Source organism: Enterococcus gilvus ATCC BAA-350 (assembly GCF_000407545.1).
GTDB lineage: Bacteria > Bacillota > Bacilli > Lactobacillales > Enterococcaceae > Enterococcus_A > Enterococcus_A gilvus.
This window is the reverse complement of sequence record NZ_ASWH01000001.1, coordinates 2619096-2639305: the sequence shown is the minus strand read 5'-3', so window position 1 is coordinate 2639305 and position 20210 is coordinate 2619096. Positions and strand designations below refer to the sequence as shown.

General features: G+C 43.4%; 16 protein-coding genes and 1 other annotated feature. Of the genes, 12 read left to right on the top strand and 4 right to left on the bottom strand.

Features of this window, described 5'->3' with window-relative positions:
- The first annotated feature begins 10 nt into the window (after nt 1-10).
- From lacG to I592_RS13030, 9 genes are all read left to right on the top strand, one after another.
- Nucleotides 11-1420: a 6-phospho-beta-galactosidase gene (lacG, locus tag I592_RS13070; protein WP_010779722.1), complete on the top strand. Its 1410-nt coding sequence runs from the start codon at nt 11-13 to the stop codon at nt 1418-1420.
- Between the two features lie 18 nt (nt 1421-1438).
- Complete coding sequence (locus I592_RS13065; protein WP_010779723.1) at nt 1439-1804, top strand: PTS sugar transporter subunit IIA; 366 nt, start codon at nt 1439-1441, stop codon at nt 1802-1804.
- Complete coding sequence (locus I592_RS13060; RefSeq protein WP_010779724.1) at nt 1779-3491, top strand: PTS lactose transporter subunit IIBC; 1713 nt, start codon at nt 1779-1781, stop codon at nt 3489-3491. Before I592_RS13065 ends, I592_RS13060 begins: the two co-directional genes overlap by 26 nt.
- A 118-nt stretch (nt 3492-3609) precedes the next feature.
- Nucleotides 3610-3856, top strand: a binding site (T-box leader).
- A 52-nt stretch (nt 3857-3908) separates the two neighbouring features.
- Nucleotides 3909-5015 (top strand): 5-methyltetrahydropteroyltriglutamate--homocysteine S-methyltransferase, encoded by a 1107-nt coding sequence (locus I592_RS13055; RefSeq protein WP_010779725.1) that lies wholly within the window; start codon nt 3909-3911, stop codon nt 5013-5015.
- 208 nt (nt 5016-5223) lie between these two features.
- Nucleotides 5224-6165: an oxygen-dependent tRNA uridine(34) hydroxylase TrhO gene (gene trhO, locus I592_RS13050; RefSeq protein ID WP_010779726.1), complete on the top strand. Its 942-nt coding sequence runs from the start codon at nt 5224-5226 to the stop codon at nt 6163-6165.
- A 104-nt stretch (nt 6166-6269) separates the two neighbouring features.
- Complete coding sequence (locus I592_RS13045; RefSeq protein ID WP_010779727.1) at nt 6270-6881, top strand: hypothetical protein; 612 nt, start codon at nt 6270-6272, stop codon at nt 6879-6881.
- A 172-nt stretch (nt 6882-7053) separates the two neighbouring features.
- The gene (locus tag I592_RS13040) at nt 7054-7767 is read left to right on the top strand and encodes a helix-turn-helix domain-containing protein (protein WP_010779728.1); all 714 of its coding nucleotides are present in this window, start codon (nt 7054-7056) and stop codon (nt 7765-7767) included.
- Between the two features lie 170 nt (nt 7768-7937).
- Nucleotides 7938-9107, top strand: coding sequence for a glycoside hydrolase family 3 protein (locus I592_RS13035; protein ID WP_010779729.1), 1170 nt, complete (start codon nt 7938-7940; stop codon nt 9105-9107).
- A 112-nt stretch (nt 9108-9219) separates the two neighbouring features.
- The gene (locus I592_RS13030; protein ID WP_010779730.1) at nt 9220-10434 is read left to right on the top strand and encodes an MFS transporter; all 1215 of its coding nucleotides are present in this window, start codon (nt 9220-9222) and stop codon (nt 10432-10434) included.
- A gap of 131 nt (nt 10435-10565) precedes the next feature.
- Here the strand turns inward: I592_RS13030 and I592_RS13025 are convergent, their stop codons facing one another.
- Together I592_RS13025 and I592_RS13020 are read right to left on the bottom strand one after the other, a co-directional pair.
- On the bottom strand, nt 10566-12323 hold the full coding sequence (locus I592_RS13025; RefSeq protein ID WP_010779731.1) for an ABC transporter ATP-binding protein: 1758 nt from the start codon (nt 12321-12323) through the stop codon (nt 10566-10568).
- Complete coding sequence (locus I592_RS13020) at nt 12320-14044, bottom strand: ABC transporter ATP-binding protein (RefSeq protein ID WP_010779732.1); 1725 nt, start codon at nt 14042-14044, stop codon at nt 12320-12322. Before I592_RS13020 ends, I592_RS13025 begins: the two co-directional genes overlap by 4 nt.
- A 340-nt stretch (nt 14045-14384) precedes the next feature.
- Between I592_RS13020 and I592_RS13015 the strand changes: the two genes are divergently transcribed.
- From I592_RS13015 to spx, 3 genes are all read left to right on the top strand, one after another.
- Nucleotides 14385-15170, top strand: a complete 786-nt coding sequence (locus tag I592_RS13015) for a putative ABC transporter permease (protein WP_010779733.1) — start codon at nt 14385-14387, stop codon at nt 15168-15170.
- Between the two features lie 194 nt (nt 15171-15364).
- The gene (locus I592_RS13010) at nt 15365-16582 is read left to right on the top strand and encodes a 3D domain-containing protein (RefSeq protein WP_010779734.1); all 1218 of its coding nucleotides are present in this window, start codon (nt 15365-15367) and stop codon (nt 16580-16582) included.
- 901 nt (nt 16583-17483) lie between these two features.
- Nucleotides 17484-17909 carry a transcriptional regulator Spx gene (gene spx, locus I592_RS13005; protein ID WP_010779735.1) on the top strand — a complete coding sequence of 142 codons (426 nt, stop codon included), beginning with the start codon at nt 17484-17486 and terminating at the stop codon, nt 17907-17909.
- Nucleotides 17910-17989: 80 nt separating this feature from the next.
- Here spx and ahpF read toward each other — a convergent pair whose 3' ends face one another.
- Nucleotides 17990-19522: an alkyl hydroperoxide reductase subunit F gene (gene ahpF / locus I592_RS13000; RefSeq protein ID WP_010779736.1), complete on the bottom strand. Its 1533-nt coding sequence runs from the start codon at nt 19520-19522 to the stop codon at nt 17990-17992.
- Nucleotides 19523-19610: 88 nt separating this feature from the next.
- Complete coding sequence (ahpC, locus tag I592_RS12995) at nt 19611-20174, bottom strand: alkyl hydroperoxide reductase subunit C (RefSeq protein WP_010779737.1); 564 nt, start codon at nt 20172-20174, stop codon at nt 19611-19613.
- Between the last annotated feature and the right edge of the window lie 36 nt (nt 20175-20210).

Sequence of the window (20210 nt, the reverse complement as noted above, 5' to 3'; positions counted from 1 at the left end):
AGAAGTGAGAATGACAGAATTAAGAAAGTTACCAGAAGATTTTTTAATGGGTGGAGCAACAGCGGCCTATCAAGTAGAAGGTGCGATTGATAAGGATGGGAAAGGACCTGTAGCTTGGGATACTTTTTTAGTAGAAAAAGGTCGTTATACAGCCGAACCGGCAAGTGATTTTTATCATCAGTATTCGGTCGATATTGAATTGTGTAAAAAATTTAAAATTGATAGTTTACGGATGTCGATCGCTTGGAGTCGTATCTTTCCCAAAGGATATGGAGAGGTCAATCAAAAAGGAGTCGAGTATTATCACAAGGTTTTTGCAGAATGTAAAAAACACGGGATCAAACCTTTTGTGACTATTCATCACTTTGATACACCAAAAGCATTGTTTGATGAGGGAGACTTTTTAAATCGCGAAAATATCGAGCATTTCGTAAATTATGCAAAATTCTGTTTTGATGAGTTTGAAGAAGTGTATTACTGGAGCACCTTCAATGAAATCTACCCAGCAGCTACTAACCAATATTTAACAGGCGCTTTTCCTCCAGAGATTCAGTTTGATTTGCAAAAAACGATTACTGCTCTGCATAACATGATGTATGCTCATGCGCGAGCTGTGAATATTTTTAAAGAAGGTAATTATGACGGAGAGATCGGTGTCGTCCACTCATTGGAGCCGAAGTATCCTGCATCTGATGCACCTGAAGATATCCATGCGGCGGAACTAGACGATGCCTTATCCGTGAAATTTTTAATGGATGCTACCTATTTGGGGTATTACTCTGATCACACTATGCAATGTATCAACGAGATTTTAGCGGTAAATGAGACAAGTATTTCGATAGATGAAAGCGATTTTATAGAAATGGAAAAGGCGGCAAATCGCAATGATTATCTGGGAATCAACAATTATGTGAGTCATTGGGTGAAAGCCTACAACGATGAAAGCCAAATGTTTTACAACACAACGGGAGAAAAAGGAACTCAAGTTTATCGTATCAAAGGAATCGGTGAACGCATCCAACGAGATGATTTGCCCCGGACAGACTGGGATTGGTTGATTTACCCTGAAGGAATCTATGATTTATTAGTTCGCATCAAAGAGGATTATCCAAATTATCAAAAGATTTATATCACAGAAAATGGCTTAGGATATAAGGATCACTTTGATGACGGCATTATTTTAGATGATGCTCGGATCGATTATCTTAGAGGTTATTTCAACTACATCTCCAAAGCAATTGATGAAGGAGTGAACGTAAAAGGTTATTTTATCTGGTCTTTGATGGATGTGTTCTCTTGGGTCAACGGCTATAACAAACGTTACGGTCTGTTCTATGTCGATTTTGAGACGCAAAAACGGTATCCAAAAGAATCAGCCTATTGGTACAAATTTGTTAGTGAAACGAAAACGATTATCTAGGATAAAGGAGATTTGGAGATGGATAAAAATGACTTACAAATGCTTGGTTTTGAAATCGTGGCTTATTCTGGTGATGCCCGCAGTTCATTACTCAGCTTATTAAAAGAAATTCGAGAGGGAAATTTTTCCAACGTAAAGAGTAAGCTGAAGGATGCTGATGAAAATCTTAAACTGGCTCATAATGCGCAAACGGAGGTACTTTCCAATGAAGCAAATGGGGAAGATTTAGAATTAGGATTTATCTTCATCCACGGACAGGACCATTTGATGACTACTCTGTTATTAAGAGATCTCGTACAAGATTTCATCGAGTTGTATCAGGAGAAATATCGTAAAGGCGAACTAGGGGGTATAAAAAATGAATGTGATCATTCAACAAATTGAAAAAAGGCAAGCTTTCTTTCAAAAAATATCTAAGAATATTTACTTAATGGCGATCAAAGACGGTTTTTTAGCCGCAATGCCAGTTATCTTGTTTTCTAGTATTTTCATTTTATGTGCAGCAATTCCACCAATATTCGGACTAACGATCCCAAGCGGGTTAGAAGGTTGGCTATGGAAAATTTATGATTTTACCATGGGAATCGTGGGAATGCTAGTAGCTGGAACAACAGCACGCTGCTTAGCCGGAAGCATGAATCGTAAAATGCCGGACGGAAAAGTTATCAACGAAACGTCTGTTATGTTGGCAGCAGCTTGTGGTTTCCTGTTATTAGCAATCACTAAGGCAGATAGCGCATTCACGGCTGACTATATGGGAACTAAAGGTATATTGTCCGCTTTTATCTCGGCCTTCATTACTGTCAATATGTATAAATTTTGTGTAATTCATGATATTACGATAAAAATGCCGAAGGAAGTACCAGGTACTATTGCACAAAATTTTCGAGATGTCTTTCCGTTTTCTTTCTCTGTTCTAGTTTGTGCGATCATTGATATTGCAGCAAGAACAGCACTCAATGTTCCATTTGGAGAGGTCTTCTCCAAACTTTTATCTCCACTATTTGAAGGGGCAGAAAGTTATTTTGGTTTAGCTTTCATTTTGTTCTTGATCCCATTATTTTGGTTTGTCGGAGTACACGGGCCATCGGTTGTTAAGCCGGGTCTGTCAGCGGCATTGTATGGTAATACTGAGGCCAACCTTAGAATTTTCACTGAAGGCGGACATCCATCACATGCTTTAACAGAAAATTTTGGGAATTTTATCGGTGAGTTGGGAGGAACAGGAGCTACATTTATCGTACCGATCATTTTCATTCTATTCATGCGTTCAAAACAGTTGAAAACAGTCGGTAAAGCATCCATCATTCCAGTAATGTTCGCAGTGAATGAGCCCTTACTTTTTGCGGCACCGATCATTTTGAATCCTTATTTCTTTATTCCGTTTTGTCTGGCTCCAATGGCGAATGTACTGATTGGAAAATTCTTTATCAGTGTTTTGGGAATGAATGGATTTATGTATGTTCTCCCTTGGGCTACCCCTGGGCCGATCGGAACAGTCATGAATACTGGATTCCAACCAATTTCAATTATCCTTTCGATTGTCCTACTGTTTGTTGATTTCGCGATATATTATCCGTTCTGTAAAGCATATGATAGAGTATTAGTAGCACAAGAAGCAGAACGTGTAGAAGAGATCGATGAGTTAGAAGAAGTTGTACCCGCCTTGTCACCAGCGAACGCAGCATCAATCATTGATCAGGATGAAACGGTTCTCGTTGAAAGTGATTCGTCCGCTTCTGTGACAACGACTGAGAAGGAATTGAAAGTTCTTGTCTTATGTGCGGGAGCAGGAACAAGTGCCATGTTAGCCAATGCCTTAGAGGAGGGCGCAAAAGAGACCGGGGAACATGTAATAGCCAAAGCTGGTGCCTATGGTTCTCATTATGATATTATGCCGAAGTTCGATTTGGTGGTCTTAGCTCCACAGGTAAATTCTTATTACGATGATATCAAGAAGGATACTGATAAATTAGGAATAAAACTAATTGCAACTAAAGGAGCAGAGTATATCAAACTGACACGCAATCCAACAGGAGCAATCAAGTTTGTAATGGATCAAGTTGGCTAGCTCGATAATTATTTGAAAAGGTTAATAGTAAAGTTGAGGGTGTAAAAATCATTACTTTTTCTACAAAAAGAATTTGACAAACGGCCCTTTGCCCGCTATCCTTAATTTACAATCATATTAAAACACGATGAGAAAGAAAGTAGAAACGATCCCTTCCCCCAGAGAGTCTCGGCAGCTGAAAAGAGATGGAAACGAATGGTTTTGAAAATGGCTTTTGAGTGGATCTTCTGACTAATTAAGAAGGTACGGGATGTTCCGTTAAACAACAAGAGTCTCCCAATCAAACATGGGGTACTTGTCGAGGCAGCCGACTGTGAGGTCGCTGCAAATCAAAGGTGGTAACGTATATCAACTATGCCCTTAGATAGCATCATGCTATCTAAGGGTTTTTATTTTATTTGAAAAGGAGAGGATTTTATGAGTACTATTCCATTTCGTTTTGATCAGGTGGGCAGTTTATTGCGCCCTGCAAGATTGAAGGACGCGCGGGAAGCATTCAAACAAGGAACGATCACGAAGGAGGCATTGACGAAAGTCGAGGATGAAGAGATCATCAAAGTGATCCAAAAACAAAAAGAGCTTGGGTTGCAGGCAGTAACAGATGGGGAGTTTCGTCGTCGCTGGTGGCATTTGGATTTTATCGCCGGTTTGAAGGGGATCACGGTGTATGATTTTGAAACAACAGCTTTTGGCGTGACTACAGAGGCGCAAGGGACGTATGTCAGCGGCACGCTTTCCTTTGACTCGGCGCATCCCTTTTTAAGTCATTTCAAATTTACAAAGGAGCAGGCTGGAGAGGTGACCGCGAAACAAACCATTCCTGGACCGAATATGATCTACCTCGATTCGTTTATTTTATCAAAGCAGTATCATGAAAATCCTGTCTATGAGGATAAAGCGGCCTTCATTCAAGATTTGATCACGACCTATCAAGCAGCGATCCAAGCATTTTATGATGCTGGCTGTCGGTATCTGCAACTGGATGATACGAGCTGGGGCGGGTTATTCGATGAACGTTTCCGCGGTTTGATCACCAACAACGGGTACGACCCCGATGAGTTGATCCAAGAGTTCGGCGATATTACCGAAGCTGTTTTGGCGGCTAAACCGGCTGACTTAGCGATAACTTTTCATTTCTGCAAAGGAAATTTCCAGTCCCATTGGCTGTACAACGGCTCTTACGACAAAATCGCTGAACGATTATTAGCCATCACCGCATTCGACGGCTTTTTCTTGGAGTTCGATGATGAGCGCTCCGGCAGCTTTGAACCCTTGAAAAATATTCGAGAGCAGCGGATCGTTTTAGGTTTAGTTACTACGAAAACACCGGAATTAGAAGACAAGGACGTTTTAAAAGCACGAATCAAAGAAGCGACACAGTATGTTCCTTTGACACAGCTTTGCTTAAGCCCGCAATGCGGCTTTTCGTCAACGCAAGAAGGAAATAAGGTTACGGATGAAGATCAGTGGGCAAAATTACAATTAGTGATCGAGACGGCAAAAGAAGTCTGGACAGAGAAGTAACCAATGACCTGCAAAACAGGGCAGGGAATAACGTTTATTAAAAAATTTTCAAAAAATCTAAAAGCAACACCTGCGCGTCTTTCTCGCAGGTGTTTTTTGCTTTTTAAGCCGACCACTGAATTTGTAAAGTATTCCACAAGCATCAAGTTAGAAAAAACACTTTTCATCTCCTATAGTAGTAAAGGATACAGAAACAGGAGGAATCATCATGGATTATCGCGTATTACTTTACTATAATTACACAACAATCGAAGACCCTGAAGCATTTGCCAAGGAACATCTGGCCTTTTGTCGCGCACTCGACATCAAGGGCCGCATTCTTGTTGCGCCAGAAGGGATCAACGGCACACTCTCTGGAACAAAAGAAGCGACCGAGCAATATATGGCAGCTATGCTGGCGGATGAACGATTCAAGGACACATATTTTAAAAGCGACGAAAGCGAAGCCCACGCCTTCAAGAAGCTTTTTGTTCGTCCACGGACAGAGCTCGTTGCACTGAATTTAGAAGAGGACATTGATCCACGTCAAATGACTGGGAATTACTTGGAACCTCAAGCCTTTCGTGAGGCATTGTTAGCGGAGGATACCGTCGTCATAGATGCCCGCAATGATTATGAATACGACTTAGGGCATTTTCGTGGAGCGATCCGTCCAGAGATCCATAATTTCCGCGAGCTGCCAGAATGGATTCGTGAGAACAAGGAACAGTTTATGGATAAAAAAATCGTCACCTATTGTACCGGCGGCATTCGCTGTGAGAAATTCTCTGGCTGGTTGTTGCGGGAAGGCTTTGAAGATGTTGCGCAGCTTCATGGCGGCATCGCGGCTTATGGGAAAGACGAAGCCACACAAGGGGAGCTTTGGGACGGAAAAATGTATGTCTTTGATGAACGAATCAGTGTCGAGATCAATCAGGTCGACAAGAAGGTCATCGGGAAAGAATGGTTCGATGGGACTCCGTGTGAACGCTACATCAACTGCAGCAACCCAGAATGCAATCGCCAAATGTTGGTTTCTGAAGAAAACGAAGAAAAATATTTGGGGGCATGTTCAATTGCATGTGCTAAAAAATCAGACAACCGCTATCTAAAAAAACACCACATCACCCCAGAAGAACGGGATGCATGCGTGGCACTGATCGAAAAATAGTGAAACTTTTCAAAAAATTCTCACTGCTACTGTCTTGACACCTGATCGTATTTGGACTACACTAAAGTACGAATTAAGTGTCTTGACACGTATAGGAGGATACAATGAAAACTCATTCTGTTAAACATATGACGATTTCAGCCTTGCTGATCGGCATGGGGATCTTGATCCCTATGATCATGCCCAAGATCGTAATAGGCCCGGCATCATTCACTTTGGCCAGTCATGTTCCGGTCTTTATAGCGATGTTCTTTTCACCCTTTGTTGCGGTGGCGGTCGTTTTAGGAACCGCATTCGGCTTCTTTATCTCCACCACGCCGATCATCGCACTGCGGGCGCTCTCCCATCTGATCTTTGCGTTTATCGGGGCGAGCTATTTACAAAAGCATCCCGAGCTTGTATTGAAAAATGGAAAATTTACCTTGGCAAATGGCCGTTTCCAATTATTTAACCTGATCATCGGGGTGATCCATGCGGCGGCAGAGATGCTCGTTGTATCCGCCTTTTATTTTATGGGAAATATGCCGGATACCTTTTATTCACAAGGATATCTGTACACGGTCTTTGTCTTGATGGGGGTCGGCGGATTGGTCCACAGCCTAATCGATTTCAACATCGCCTACTTCGTTGCAGGCGCGCTGTACAAGCAATTCAACTTACCGATCTTTGAGAAGGCGGTCAAACAGGAAAAGAAATTGAACAAGGTCGTCGCTTAAGCCGTGAGGATACTCACGGTTTTTTTTTCTTTATTCCAAATTAAAAAAAAAGAAAAAATGTAGAATGTTCATAATTTTAATTTGTATCATCTAAAAAAAGAGCTTTTATTTCCTTAGATTTAAGTTATATTCTATTCATAGTCATAATTGAGTAGAAAATGAGGTTAAATAAATGGTACGAGTTTTAGTTTTGACAAAGAATATTTTAGCAGAAGAAATAATAATCAATAAATTACAACATTTAAATTACGAAGTCTTTTGTTCCACTAGTATTTTGAATGAGATTCAAATAGAAGGACGAGTGTCTGATCTGGTACATTATTTCCCGATCATCGTCATTGGTGAGACCATTTCAAGCTACGAGATGGAGCTGATGCTGCCGAATCTGACAGAACAGGATCATAGCATTCTACGGGAAGTGGATCATGCGATCAGTGAGGAAGAGCGCGCTGCTCTTTACAAGCTTGGCGTAAGCGGCGCGGTCCAAAACAGCGAGTCGATCGAAATACTGCGGGAACAGTTAGCAGAGGTCGCTGCTCAGTATCACGGCAAAGCGTTTGAACCTGCTGCAGCCGAAAAATGTGATGGGCCTGATGCAAGTGAAGGCGAGCAAGGGATCTCAGCAATGACATTGATCAATCTGTCATCGCTTGAGCTGCAGGTGCTTGAGAAATTACGCAGCTGCCCAGGCGAGATCGTCTCTCGCGATGAGTTATGTATGACCTTGTGGGGCAACGTGTCACAATCTCGACTAGCCCAACTTTCTTCATTAGTCAAAAACATCAAATTGAAGTTGGAAATGCTGGAAGTCGATCAAGAGATCATCCAAACCATTTGGGGCAAAGGGTATCGCGTACGAAAAGATATCGCAGTCCACAACAAATAAACGCCATGCTGAGGAAAAGTGATCCTGCTTTTTCTCAGCATTTTTTTAGGCCAATTTGAATTGGTGCTCAAATTTCACAAGCTATGCTAGAATGTACTGTACGTTGAGGCTACGGGTTTTAACGAATGACAAAATAACAATTTAGGAACCGATTAGAAGGAGCAAGAACCGTGAAAAAAAATTTTTTGATTGGTTTGATGATGGTGTCCGCGGCATTTCTTTTCACTGCGTGCGGCAATGGAACGAAGGAACAGTCCACCGCGTCAACAAACAAATCCACGCAAACAACTGAAACGACAACAAAGACGACCGAAAAAGCAACGGTGAAAGATAAAATGGAGAAAAAAGTGGAAAAAACAATGGCTGATATGACGTTGGAAGAAAAAGTCGGACAGCTTTTCATGGCACGTGTGCCTGAGGAGAACCAAGTGGCAGATATCCAAAAATTTCATTTAGGCGGCTATCTATTATTTGATCGCGACATGCAAGTCAAAGGGCAAAGCGACATCAAACAAACGATCGAAAGCTACCAAGAGTCCAGCAAGGTGCCTTTATTCATTGGTTCGGACGAAGAGGGCGGAAGCGTCAGCCGTTTGAGTCGCAACCAAATCGTCTCGCCAGCTTTTGAAAGCCCGCAAGCGTTATACCAAAAAGAGGGCTGGGATGGTATCATAAAAGATAGTGATCGCAAAGCACAAGTGTTTCGCGAACTAGGCATCCAGCTAGGCATGTTTCCCGATGCAGACGTATCGACTGACCCGCAATCCTTTATTTATGATCGGACGATCGGCATGGATGCCGCAGGGACGAGTCATTATGTGAAGATAAGCGTCGAAGAAATGAAAAAACAAAAAATCGGTTCGACCTTGAAGCATTTTCCCGGATATGGGAACAATCGTGACTCTCATGTGGAGATCGTCACGGATGACCGTTCAATGGAGGATTTGCGAAAAAATGATTTTCTGCCCTTTGAAGCGGGGATCAAAGCCGGAGCCGACAGCATCATGGTTTCCCACAACATTGTAAAAGCCATCGACGGCAACCGACCTGCGTCGATCTCAAAACCTGTCCACGATGTCATCCGTAATGAGCTGGGCTTTACAGGAGTCATCATGACAGATGATATGGATATGGCGGGCTTAGCGGACTTTATCTCGCAGGAGGAAGCGGGGCTTCAGGCGCTGCAGGCAGGCAATGATATGATTTTATCATCCAGTTACAGTACACAGATCCCGTATATTTTGGAAGCAATCAAAAAAGGGACATACAGTGAGAAAGAATTAGACCAATCTGTGAAGCGTCTGCTGACATGGAAAGCGGAATTAGGACTGCTCAACTAAAAAGGAGGAATTGCGATGTGCGCATCCATGCGTTTGAGAAATAATCGAATCGCCAAATAATCAACGTTTGACGAACTTCTTGTTTGTTCAAACGGCAAACAAAGGAGCTATTATGGAAAAACAACAATGGAGAAAAAACTATTTAACGATTTTATCTGGACAAACGGTCTCTCTGATCGGAAGCTCCGCCGTTCAATTCGCCTTGATCTGGTGGCTGACCAATGAATCGAAATCGGCGATCATGCTATCTGTCGCGGGGCTGTCTTCGTATTTGCCGCAACTGTTCTTGGGGCCATTCGTCGGAGTCTGGCTAGATCGGCTGAAGCGAAAGTATGTAGTGATTTTTGCCGATTTGTTCATGGGGCTGGTGGCGATGGGATTGTCCCTTTGGTTTCTGTTCGGCAACCCCGGCTATCTAGTCGTGATCGCCGCGTTGTTCCTGCGGTCTTTAGCAAACGTCTTCCACACGCCCTCCATCCAAGCCATCGTGCCTCTGTTAGTGCCGGAGGAGGAGCTGGTCAAAGCGAATAGCTGGAACCAGTTTTTACAGTCGGGGGCCTTCATGCTGGGACCTGTTTTGGGAGCGATGATGTTTGCTGCGATGCCGTTGTGGCTGATCCTATTGACGGATCTGATCGGCGCGGTCGTTGCCTGTCTGACTTTATGGATCGTAGAGGTTCCGACGATTCCGAGAACGGAAGAAAGCATGCATCATTATTTGAAGGAATTGAAGGATGGACTCAATGTTTTTAAAGAAAATCCACCGTTGATGGTGGTCATGTTCTTCTCATTTTTCGTCATGATTTTTTACTTGCCTTTAGGGATCTTATTTCCCTTGATGACGAATGTTCACTTTGATTTGTCCGCAGGCTATGCGAGCGTGGTGGAATTTTGTTATGCGGTGGGCATGATGGTCAGTGCCTTTTTGATCGGTCTGAAGAAAGAGTGGCGTGAAAAATTAGTGATCGCGCAATTGTCGAATGTCGGGCTGGCGATCACGTTTATCGGCAGCGGATTGGCGCCGGCAAATGTGACCGGCTATTGGATGTTTGTCTTTTTCTGTATGCTGATGGGTGCCGTTGGAAATCTCTACAACATTCCCTTCACCTCCTACTTGCAGGAAACGGTCGCTCCTGAAAAACTTGGACGCGTCTTCTCACTTTTTGGAAGTGTGATGTCTGGGGCGATGCCGATCGGCTTATTGCTGGCGGGTCCTTTATCAGAAAAAATGGGGATCGCGAAATGGTTTTTGATCTCAGGGATACTCGTTCTGATTTTCAGTCTTTTGTCTCTGACCGTCTATCGTCGGGCAAAACTAAAACATTAACTAGAAAAAGGGAAGATGAGCCTTCATCTTCCCTTTTTTACTGTCTCAGAACGAGACGTGAAATAAAATAGCAAAAAAAACACCTCGAAGGAGCTACAGCAACGTGCGCCTTTGAGGTGTTTTTATAGGTATTAGCTTTTTGAAAACTGTGCTTCATACAATTTCTTATAGAAGCCGTCTTTCGCCAATAGTTCTTGATGACTGCCGACTTCAAGAATGTGTCCGTGGTCCAAGACGAGGATCTGATCCGCGTTTTGAATCGTTGACAGCCGGTGAGCGATCACGAAGCTGGTGTGATCTTTCATCATGGCAAGAAAGGCATTTTGAATTTTCTGTTCCGTTAATGTATCGACAGAACTAGTGGCTTCATCAAGGATCAGCATGGATGGACGGCTGATCATGGTTCGAGCGATCGTCAATAGCTGCCGTTGCCCGTCTGAAAGCTTGATGCCTGCTTCGCCGACGATAGTATCGAGTTTATCTGGAAGGCGCATTACGAAGTCATACATATACGCGTCCTTCAACGCGGCATAGATTTCTTCATCCGTCGCTGATTTGCGGCCATAGCGCAGGTTTGCCCGCAGGCTGCTGTCCATCAACCATGTTTCCTGCAAGACCATTCCGAATTGTTGGCGCAGACTGTCCCGTGTAAAGTGACGAATATCTGTCCCGTCGATCAGGATTCTTCCTTTGTCTACTTCGTAAAAACGCATCAAAAGATTCACGAGTGTCGATTTCCCGGCACCGGTCTTTCCGACGATGGCGATGGTTTCACCCGGTTCAACCGTCAGATTAAAGTCTTCGATCAACGGTTGGTCCTTTTGATAGGCAAAATCCACATGATCAAAAATCACGTTGCCATTTGCGCCTGAGAGTGTACGTGCATCGGCATCGTCCACTTGCTCGATCGGTTCCTTCAGCAATTCAAACGACCGGTCCAAACCAGCGATCGCCGTTTGGATCTGGATCGTGATCCCAGAAAGCTCAATGAAGGGTTTTGTAAACTGACTCGAGTAGATCGTAAAGCTGGAGATGATCCCGATCGTTACATTGCTTCCTGCTCTCAGTGCCAATAATCCTCCGACAAGTCCGACCATCAGATACGCCAAATGATCCACGAAGCGTGAGGAAGGGTTGGTCAAGGAAGAAGCGAACTGTGCTTTTTGTCCACGAACGTAGAGTTCTTGGTTTAACGCTTCAAAATTCGTCTGATTTTGGTCTTCTCGTTGGAATGCCTTCACGATTTTCTGATTTCCCACCATCTCTGTGATAAATCCAGAAATCGATCCGACTAGTTTTTGTTGGCTGGTGAAATATTTCTGAGAGGTCCGTGCGACGATATAGGTGATCAAGAAGATGATCGGTGTCGCTACCAATACCACCAGTGCCAAAATAGGGCTAAGATAAAACATAAAGACTAGCGCAACCAAGACGACGGTCATGCCGGAGAATACTTGGTTGAAGACAGCCGAGATCGCTGTAGAGATATTGTCCATGTCATTCGTGAAGCGGCTGACGATATCCCCTTGAGAGCTTTGGTCATAATAACTCAAAGGCAATTTATTCAAATGAGTGAAGGTTTCTTCCCGCAATTTCGCGACAGAATCAAAGGCAACCGTATTTCCTAGACGTTGAATGAAATACTGGCTGACGACCGTCACTAAAAAGATTCCGACAAACAACTGCAGAATATGGAAAAGCCGGGTAAAATCAACGGCGCCTTGATCCACCATTTGATCGACAGCGACCCCGATATAATAAGTCATCAGGACGGAGGTGACCCCGCTGGCGATTCCCAGGATGATCGCAGCGATCAGTTCTTTTGGATACGCTGCAAGGTAAGGCACGAATAATTTTAAGGAGTGGAAAAAATTCTTCTTCTTGATCATTCTGCAACCCCTCCTTCCTCTTGGGATTGTACCAGTTCTTGGTAAAGTTTCGATTCCCGCAATAAGGTTTCGTGGGGTCCTTGCGCCGCGATTTTGCCATTGTCCATCAACAAGATCGTTTCTGCATCTTGGATCGAACGCAGGCGTTGGGAAATAATGATCACGCCGCAATCCAAATCACGTTTCAACGCTTGACGCAGATCCAAGTCTGTTTGGTAATCCAAAGCAGAAAGAGAATCATCCAGGATCAATAATTTTGGCTTGCGGATCAGCGCGCGAGCGATCGTTAAGCGTTGGCGCTGACCGCCGGAGAAGTTTTTCCCATTTTCTAAGATGGGAGTATCCAATCCTTTAGGCAGCGTCTCGACAAATTCGCTGGCTTGTGCCGTGGCTAATGCCTGCCAACACTCCTCATCCGTCGCGTCGGCTTTCCCCCATTGGAGATTCTCGCGGATCGTTCCGCTGAATAAGACCGCTGTTTGCGGGACAAGTGCGATTTCAGAACGCAAGTTATTCAAATGCCAGTCTTTTACATCGCTGCCGGCAAAACGAACAGTGCCTTTTGAGGCATCATAGAAGCGTGGGATCAAGCTGATCAATGTAGATTTCCCGCTGCCCGTCGCCCCGGTGATCCCCAAAATTTTATTTTCCTGCAATGTGAAGGTAATGTCCTGCAACGCGAGCCCAGACTTTTCGGTATAACGGAAATCCACCGCTTGAAAGTCGATCAATGGTGCTTTTTCATCAGGCTGTGCGATCGTACCGGTATCCTCTAAGGTCGTTTCTGTTGCGAAAACTTCGTTCAATCGAGCTGCTGAAGCTGCAGCACGTGTGAATAAAACCACCAAGTTAGAAACAACGATCAACGCTAAAAGCATTTGGTTCATATAGTTGATCAGCGCCAAGACTTGCCCTTGCTCCAAGTTTCCAACATTGACTTTGAAGCCGCCAAAATAAAGCAAAGCCACCACGCCGGCGTTCATGATCAAGGTCGTGCTAGGAGAAAGAAGGGCAGAAATGTTTGCGACCCGTTGATTCAGCCGCGAAATAGCTTCTGTTTCTTCATTAAAGTGATCCGTTTCTGTTTTCGTACGAGCAAATGCCCGAATCACACGCACACCACTTAAATTTTGTGTCACTAGCTGGTTCAGCTGATCCAGCTTCTGCTGAATGACTTTATACAGCGGCACAGAGTAATGAATGATCAAAAAAAGAATCAAACAAAACAACGGCAATAGGATCAAGAAAATGATCCCCATCTGCCAATCAATATAAAAAGACATGATGACGGACCCAATACTTAAAAAGGGCGCACGGACGACCAAACGAATCAGCATCGCTAAGGCCCCTTGCATTTGGTTGATGTCATTCGTCATACGGGTGATCAATGTATCTGTACCAAAACGGTTCAATTCATTATGGGAAAAGCTGTTGATCTTTTCCATCAGTCGATTCCGCAGAACAGTCCCAAAGCCTTGAGACGCGATCGACGCGTAGTACTGACAAATCAGTGCACAAAGCAATCCGACGATGGAGAGGCCCAACATCGCGACCGCCAACTCGATCACTTTGCCCTGGTCTCTCTGGGCGATCCCTTCATCTACCAATCGAGCCATGAATAGAGGCAGGATCAGTTCGAAGACGGCTTCTAAGAATTTGAAAAATGGGCCAAGGATGATCTGTTTGCGATAATCTTTGGCGTAACGTAAAAGCTGAAACATATGACTTCCTCCAATATATATATAGTAGATCATTATCGAAAATAGGATCCCTTCCATTGTAACGTATTTGTCAAACAACTCCGACAAATATACTCTATGAAACAACGGACTTCTTCCATAATAAGGCCGTTGATCTCAGAGCCTTCTCAAATAATGACAGACCGACTATGAAAACAACGGTGGCTTCTTTCTCGTGAAACTGGCAATTTCTTTTCATCCATGGAATAATTGGAACTAGTTCTTAATAAAAAAGCTGTCATTTTACGGTGTGCAAATAAACTGACAGAATCTGAACAAGAAGGGCTGCTCTTGTGGGGCCTTTACAGAATGGAGGGGAAAAATGGAACAAATTTTTACAATCGTCGTGCTATTATTTTTTTGCTATTCCTTTATCGGTTGGCTGTGGGAGACGGTCTACTGTTCGATCAAAGCCAAACATTTCATGTATCGAGGATTCCTGCTGGGGCCGATCACGCCCATCTATGGCTTTGGGGTCGTAGGGGTCCTTTACCTGATCGAACCCTATCAGAAAAATATCGTATTACTATTTTTCTTTGCGCTGGTTTTGGTCACCGCATTGGAATACCTCACAAGCTTCCTTTTAGAGAAAATTTTTCATTTAACCTTGTGGGATTATAAAGAAGTCCCATTGAATATCAATGGTCGTGTAGCAGTTCCAGTATCGATTTTTTGGGGATTGGCCTGTGTTTTCATCGTGCGGATTCTGAATCCTTATTTGATGCAGGTAGTATTTGGCTGGCAGCAACGGTTTGGCATGTTTTTACCGATGCTCTTGTTGATGCTCACGAGCTTTGACTTAGGCTTCACCCTAGCCAACTTAGCGTCACTGCGACAAGCGATGACGAAGATGAGTGTGACGATCCAAGATAAAAAAGAGCAGCTCCGTACAGATATCGGAGATTTGAAGGTGGCGGCAGAGGGACGCCTGCAAAACCGCCAGTGGTTGTCAGAAATCAAAGAACAGCCGGAGTGGCGCAGACAGTTGCCGAAGTTGAATTTTCAGGAACGCCGCTTTTTAAACAGCTTCCCTAATATGAAATCCAAGGAACTAAAGAGTCCGTTAACAGAGATCCGTCAGTTATCTAAAGAGCTGCGGAAAAAATAATGTTACAAAAATATGACAGAAGTTTGTCCTTTCGATCCTTGAGGGGCCAAACTTTTTTTGACTTTTTAATCAAAATAAACCAAATGTTACTAAAACATGGGTCGTTTTGTAATGAAATGTAATATCGTTGACATAAAAAGTCGCCGATTATTTCGTATAATGACGAAGGGTAAATAGAAAGGTGGACTTTTTAAGTGAGAAAGAAAACGTTTGGGTTCGTCGCCACGCTATTGTTGGGTGCTAACGTACTTTTACCAGTCTTTGCACAGGCAGAGTCACTGAATGAATTAGACCAAAAAGAATCCGCGATCGCTCGTCAAAGCGACAAAATCAGCGGAGAATTACAGATCGCCTTGAGCGATGTAAATGAGAAATACCAGGAAGTAAACGATATCCGTACAAAGATCCGTCAGAATGAAGCAACACTAGAAAAGACAAAATCTGAGATCGTTGAAACGGAGAAAAAGATCGAGCAGCGGAAAGAAGCCATTGCTGAACGAATGAAGGCCGCGCAAGTGAGCGGAATGACCGATCGTTCAATCAGCGCCTTACTAGAATCAAAAGACCTTGGCGAATTCTTGAACCGTGCATTTGCGATGTCCGTGATCCAGAACGCGGAAAAAACAAAAGTCGCCAGTTTAGGCGAAGCCAAAGACACGCTGTCAGAATTAAAAACAACACAAGAAAAAACACAAGCCCAATTAAAAAAAGACAGCCAGAGTCTTGAATCGGAAACAGCGAAGCTAGACGATAAAATGGCCTACTTAAAACAAGAGTTAGCCGATAATAAGACCAGCTTAGAGAAAATCAGCCAAGACAAAGAAGTAGAAAAAGCGCGTCAAGCGGCTGAAAAAGCTCAAAAAGAAAAAGCAGAAAAAGAAGCCAAAGAAGTTGCTGCTGCAAAAGCCGCCGAAACAGAAAAAGCGGAGAAAAATGCCCAAGCCGCAGCTGCTCAGGCACAGGAAAAAGCGAAGGTAGAAGCTACTACAAAAGCAGCCCAAGCATCAACGGAAGCTTCAAAAGCCTCTGCGCCTGCATCAAGTGCACAAGTATCAACGACACAAACAAGTGAACAACCAAAACCAGAACCCGCAAAACCAGCCGCACCAAGTACGCCGACAACATCCGGCCGCACGATGCAAATGGAATCAACGGGATATTCATGTGCGGAATCTGTCAACACCTTCTTCACAGCGATGGGGATCGACTTACGTCAAAACCCGCAAGTCGTTGCCGTTGATCCAAGCGTCATTCCTTTAGGCTCAATGGTAGAAGTATCCGGCTACGGCATTGCGATCGCTGGAGATACAGGTGGCGCAATCAAAGGGAACATCATCGATTGCCATTTCCCGACCGTAGAACAATGCATCCAATGGGGCCGCCGCTCAGTAACCGTGACAGTCATCAGCTAATCAATCAACAAACAAGAACCGCTTGAAATCAAAAGATTTCAAGCGGTTCTTTTGCGAGTTCCACTTCCTGCTTTAGCAGGTTAGTGGAATCGTATGCGAACGGACAATGAAACATTTTCGGTCCTACCGAAAATGCCCCACAGAACAGGAAGTAGCGGCGAGTGCCACTTCCTGCTTCAGCAGGTTAGTGGAATCGTATGCGAAGAGACAATAAAACATTTTCAGCCCCATCGAAAATGCCCCACAGAACAGGAAGTAGCGGCGAGTGCCACTTCCTGCTTTAACAGGTTAGTGGAATCGTATGGGATATGAAAAGTGACCACGAAATCAATTTTTAAACCAATCGAAAAGGTCGCTAAAAAGAGAATTGGTGAATTTCAACTAATTTGTTTAAATAGTCTTTCTTTACTCCTTTTTAAACTAAACGGTGAGGGACGATAGAGAATCATTTTTATGAAGTTTGCGTTTTTATTGTGAATAAACAGAATGATTATCAATTGCTCTACCTGAATATCATTTATGAAGATACATTAACTATTTGTTTTTCTGCTATTAATAATAAAAAATGGGACTTTATTTCCAACAATCAACTTTTACTGGATTATAGAAATTATTGAGTAGTTGTTTCCGAGAAATGAGAGACTTGTTATGGAACTATCGATACGATAAAGACGAAAACCGCTTGGTGTCTTAGAATGATTATCGTTTAGCAGACACCCCTTCATTAGACCAAGTATCATTTTAAGTTATAAAAAGAGACAAACGAAGACGTCTAAATGTCTTTTTTTGACACTTTGAAATTTTAATTGGTTAACAGACACCAAAAAATGCTGTATCGTTATCTGTGTAGAATAACTCGTGTTACTTTAAAAAAATGATTAAGCGGAAAGGTGTATGTAAAATGATTAAATTGTATACTTCAGCAAGCTGTACTTCATGTAGAAAAGCCAAAGCATGGCTTATAGAAAATGGGTTGGATTTTGAGGAAAGAAATATTATGTCAGAGCCGTTAACCACTGAGGAGATCACAGAAATTCTAGCATTGACCGAAACTGGAACAGATGAAATTATTTCGACACGTTCCAAAGTTTATGAGAAATTAGACCTTGATTTTGATGAGTTGCCGTTGAGTGAGGTAGTGGAGATTATTGAAAAACATCCAAGCTTATTAAGACGTCCGTTGTTATTTGATGAAACCAAATTTCAAGTTGGATACAATGAAGATGAAATCCATCAATTCATTCCACGAGACATTCGCAGAATCACTTCAAAGAAAATGGCTAAGATTTTGCTTTATATGGATTTGCAGAAAGAAAGTCTTGTATAAGACATGATCATAGATAAATCCCCCCGTCGTTCCTTTGTTAGGGAAGAACGACGGGGGGATTGTTTTTTAGTTTTCTTTTTTTAAGTGTTACGGATTAAATAATCAAAGGCACCAAGAGCCGCAGTAGCCCCTGAACCCATAGAAATGATGATTTGCTTATAGGCGCTGTCGGTACAATCGCCTGCCGCAAAGATTCCTTCTACGTTAGTGGCACCGTGCTTGTCGACTAAGATCTCACCACGATCGCTTAAAGCGACAGAGCCAGTAAGCCACTCAGTATTCGGCATCAATCCGATCAAGATGAAGACGCCCTCTACTTGCAAGGTATGTTCTTCATTGGTCAGACGGTCCGTATACGTCAATGCTTCTACGTGTGAAGACCCGGTGATTTCTTTTGTGGCTGCATTGGTGATCACCGTGACATTGGTCAATGAGTAGAGCTTCTCTTGCAATACTTGGTCAGCCTTCAATTCAGGCAAGAATTCCAATACATAAATATGTTTGGCTAACCCAGCTAAGTCGATCGCCGCTTCGATCCCTGAATTTCCGCCGCCGATAACCACCACTTCTTTATCCTTAAATAGAGGGCCGTCACAGTGAGGACAATACGCGATCCCTTTGTTTTTGAACTCTTTCTCTCCGGGGACATTGATGGCGCGCCAACGTGCACCTGTTGAAAGGATGGCCGTTTTCGCGGTCAGCTGTGCACCGTTCTCCAATTCCACTTCGATCAGATCATTTTTTCGAATGGCTTTCGCCCGTTGTCCCTTCATGATGTCAACGTCGTATTGCTTCACGTGTTCTTCTACTTGACGCATCAATTGCGGGCCTTCAACGTAAGGTGTTCCGATCACGTTTTCGATTCCCAACGTTTCCAGTACTTGTCCGCCAAAGGTCTCTACGACCATTCCAGTCTTGATCCCCTTACGAGCTGCATAGATCGCCGAACTGGCACCAGCCGGTCCGCCACCAACGACTAACACGTCGAAGGTTTCCTTATCCGCAAATTCATCCGCACCCATTGGTCCGCTGACTTTTTCAAGAATTTGTTCGATCGTCATCCGACCGCTGTCGAATTCTTCACCGTTCAAGAAAACAGTCGGTACAGCCATGACTTCTTTTTCGTCCACTTCTGCCTGATACATCCCGCCTTCGATCATGGTATGCGAGATGTTGGGGTTCAGTACAGCCATAATGTTCAAGGCTTGCACGACGTCTGGGCAGTTGTGACACGTTAAGCTGACGTAGGTTTCAAAGGTCAATGCTCTTTCGATGGATTGAATCTGCTGCTTGACTGCGTCTTCAATTTTTGGTGCGCGTCCGCCAACTTGCAGCAGGGCAAGGATAAAGGACGTGAATTCATGCCCCATTGGCAATCCTGCAAAGCCGATGCCGCTCGCTTCTGCACCAACGCGATTGATCTCAAAACTAGGTGTCCGCGTTAATTTTTTTGTTTCAATCAAAATCTTGTCGTCCATCGCTGCGACTTCAGTCAAGAAATCTTCCACTTTTTTTGAGTCTTCAGATTCGTCTAAACTGGCAGAAAAAACGATTTTTGATTCTAATAACGCTAAATATTGTTTAAGCTGTTCTTTCGTTTCGTTATCTAACATAGCCGCTCCTCATTCATTTAAGTGTAGGTCCTTTTTCAATCAGAAAAAAAACGTTCGATCGCATGTATACAATGTGGAACTGGTGCTTCTAGATTTTACCAACTAAGTCAAAACTTGGTTTCAATGTTTCGCCGTCTTCTTTCCATTTCGCAGGGCACACTTCGCCTGGATGGGTACGAACATATTGCGCTGCACGAATCTTGTCGATCAAACCGCTCGCGTCACGGCCAATACCGTCCGCGTTGATTTCCATTGCTTGAACGATGCCGTCAGGATCGATGATGAAGGTTCCGCGTTGTGCCAGACCTGCTTCTTCATCTAATACGTCAAAGATGCGTGAGATATGATGGGATGGATCACCGATCATTGTGTAGTTGATTTTGCCAATGGCATCGGATGTGTCGTGCCATGCTTTATGAGTGAAATGAGTGTCAGTAGAACAAGAATAAACTTCAACGCCTAATTCTTGTAATTTTTCATATTGATCTTGTAAATCTTCTAATTCCGTCGGGCACACAAAAGTGAAATCTGCTGGATAAAAACATACGATAGACCACTTGCCTTGCAATACTTCCTCAGAAATTTCAATAAATTTCCCTTGACGATACGCTTGTGCTTGAAATGCTTCCACTTGTTTTCCAATTAATGACATGAATGAACCCTCCTGTTTGATAGTGAGAAAATTTTC

Excerpts from the sequence above, each read along its gene's own strand:
- lacG (WP_010779722.1), top strand. The coding sequence starts at position 11 with ATGACAGAATTAAGAAAGTTACCAGAAGATTTTTTAATGGGTGGAGCA.
- I592_RS13065 (WP_010779723.1), top strand. The coding sequence starts at position 1,439 with ATGGATAAAAATGACTTACAAATGCTTGGTTTTGAAATCGTGGCTTAT.
- I592_RS13060 (WP_010779724.1), top strand. The coding sequence starts at position 1,779 with ATGAATGTGATCATTCAACAAATTGAAAAAAGGCAAGCTTTCTTTCAA.
- I592_RS13055 (WP_010779725.1), top strand. The coding sequence starts at position 3,909 with ATGAGTACTATTCCATTTCGTTTTGATCAGGTGGGCAGTTTATTGCGC.
- trhO (WP_010779726.1), top strand. The coding sequence starts at position 5,224 with ATGGATTATCGCGTATTACTTTACTATAATTACACAACAATCGAAGAC.
- I592_RS13045 (WP_010779727.1), top strand. The coding sequence starts at position 6,270 with ATGAAAACTCATTCTGTTAAACATATGACGATTTCAGCCTTGCTGATC.
- I592_RS13040 (WP_010779728.1), top strand. The coding sequence starts at position 7,054 with ATGGTACGAGTTTTAGTTTTGACAAAGAATATTTTAGCAGAAGAAATA.
- I592_RS13030 (WP_010779730.1), top strand. The coding sequence starts at position 9,220 with ATGGAAAAACAACAATGGAGAAAAAACTATTTAACGATTTTATCTGGA.
- I592_RS13025 (WP_010779731.1), bottom strand. The coding sequence starts at position 12,323 with ATGATCAAGAAGAAGAATTTTTTCCACTCCTTAAAATTATTCGTGCCT.
- I592_RS13020 (WP_010779732.1), bottom strand. The coding sequence starts at position 14,044 with ATGTTTCAGCTTTTACGTTACGCCAAAGATTATCGCAAACAGATCATC.
- I592_RS13015 (WP_010779733.1), top strand. The coding sequence starts at position 14,385 with ATGGAACAAATTTTTACAATCGTCGTGCTATTATTTTTTTGCTATTCC.
- spx (WP_010779735.1), top strand. The coding sequence starts at position 17,484 with ATGATTAAATTGTATACTTCAGCAAGCTGTACTTCATGTAGAAAAGCC.
- ahpF (WP_010779736.1), bottom strand. The coding sequence starts at position 19,522 with ATGTTAGATAACGAAACGAAAGAACAGCTTAAACAATATTTAGCGTTA.
- ahpC (WP_010779737.1), bottom strand. The coding sequence starts at position 20,174 with ATGTCATTAATTGGAAAACAAGTGGAAGCATTTCAAGCACAAGCGTAT.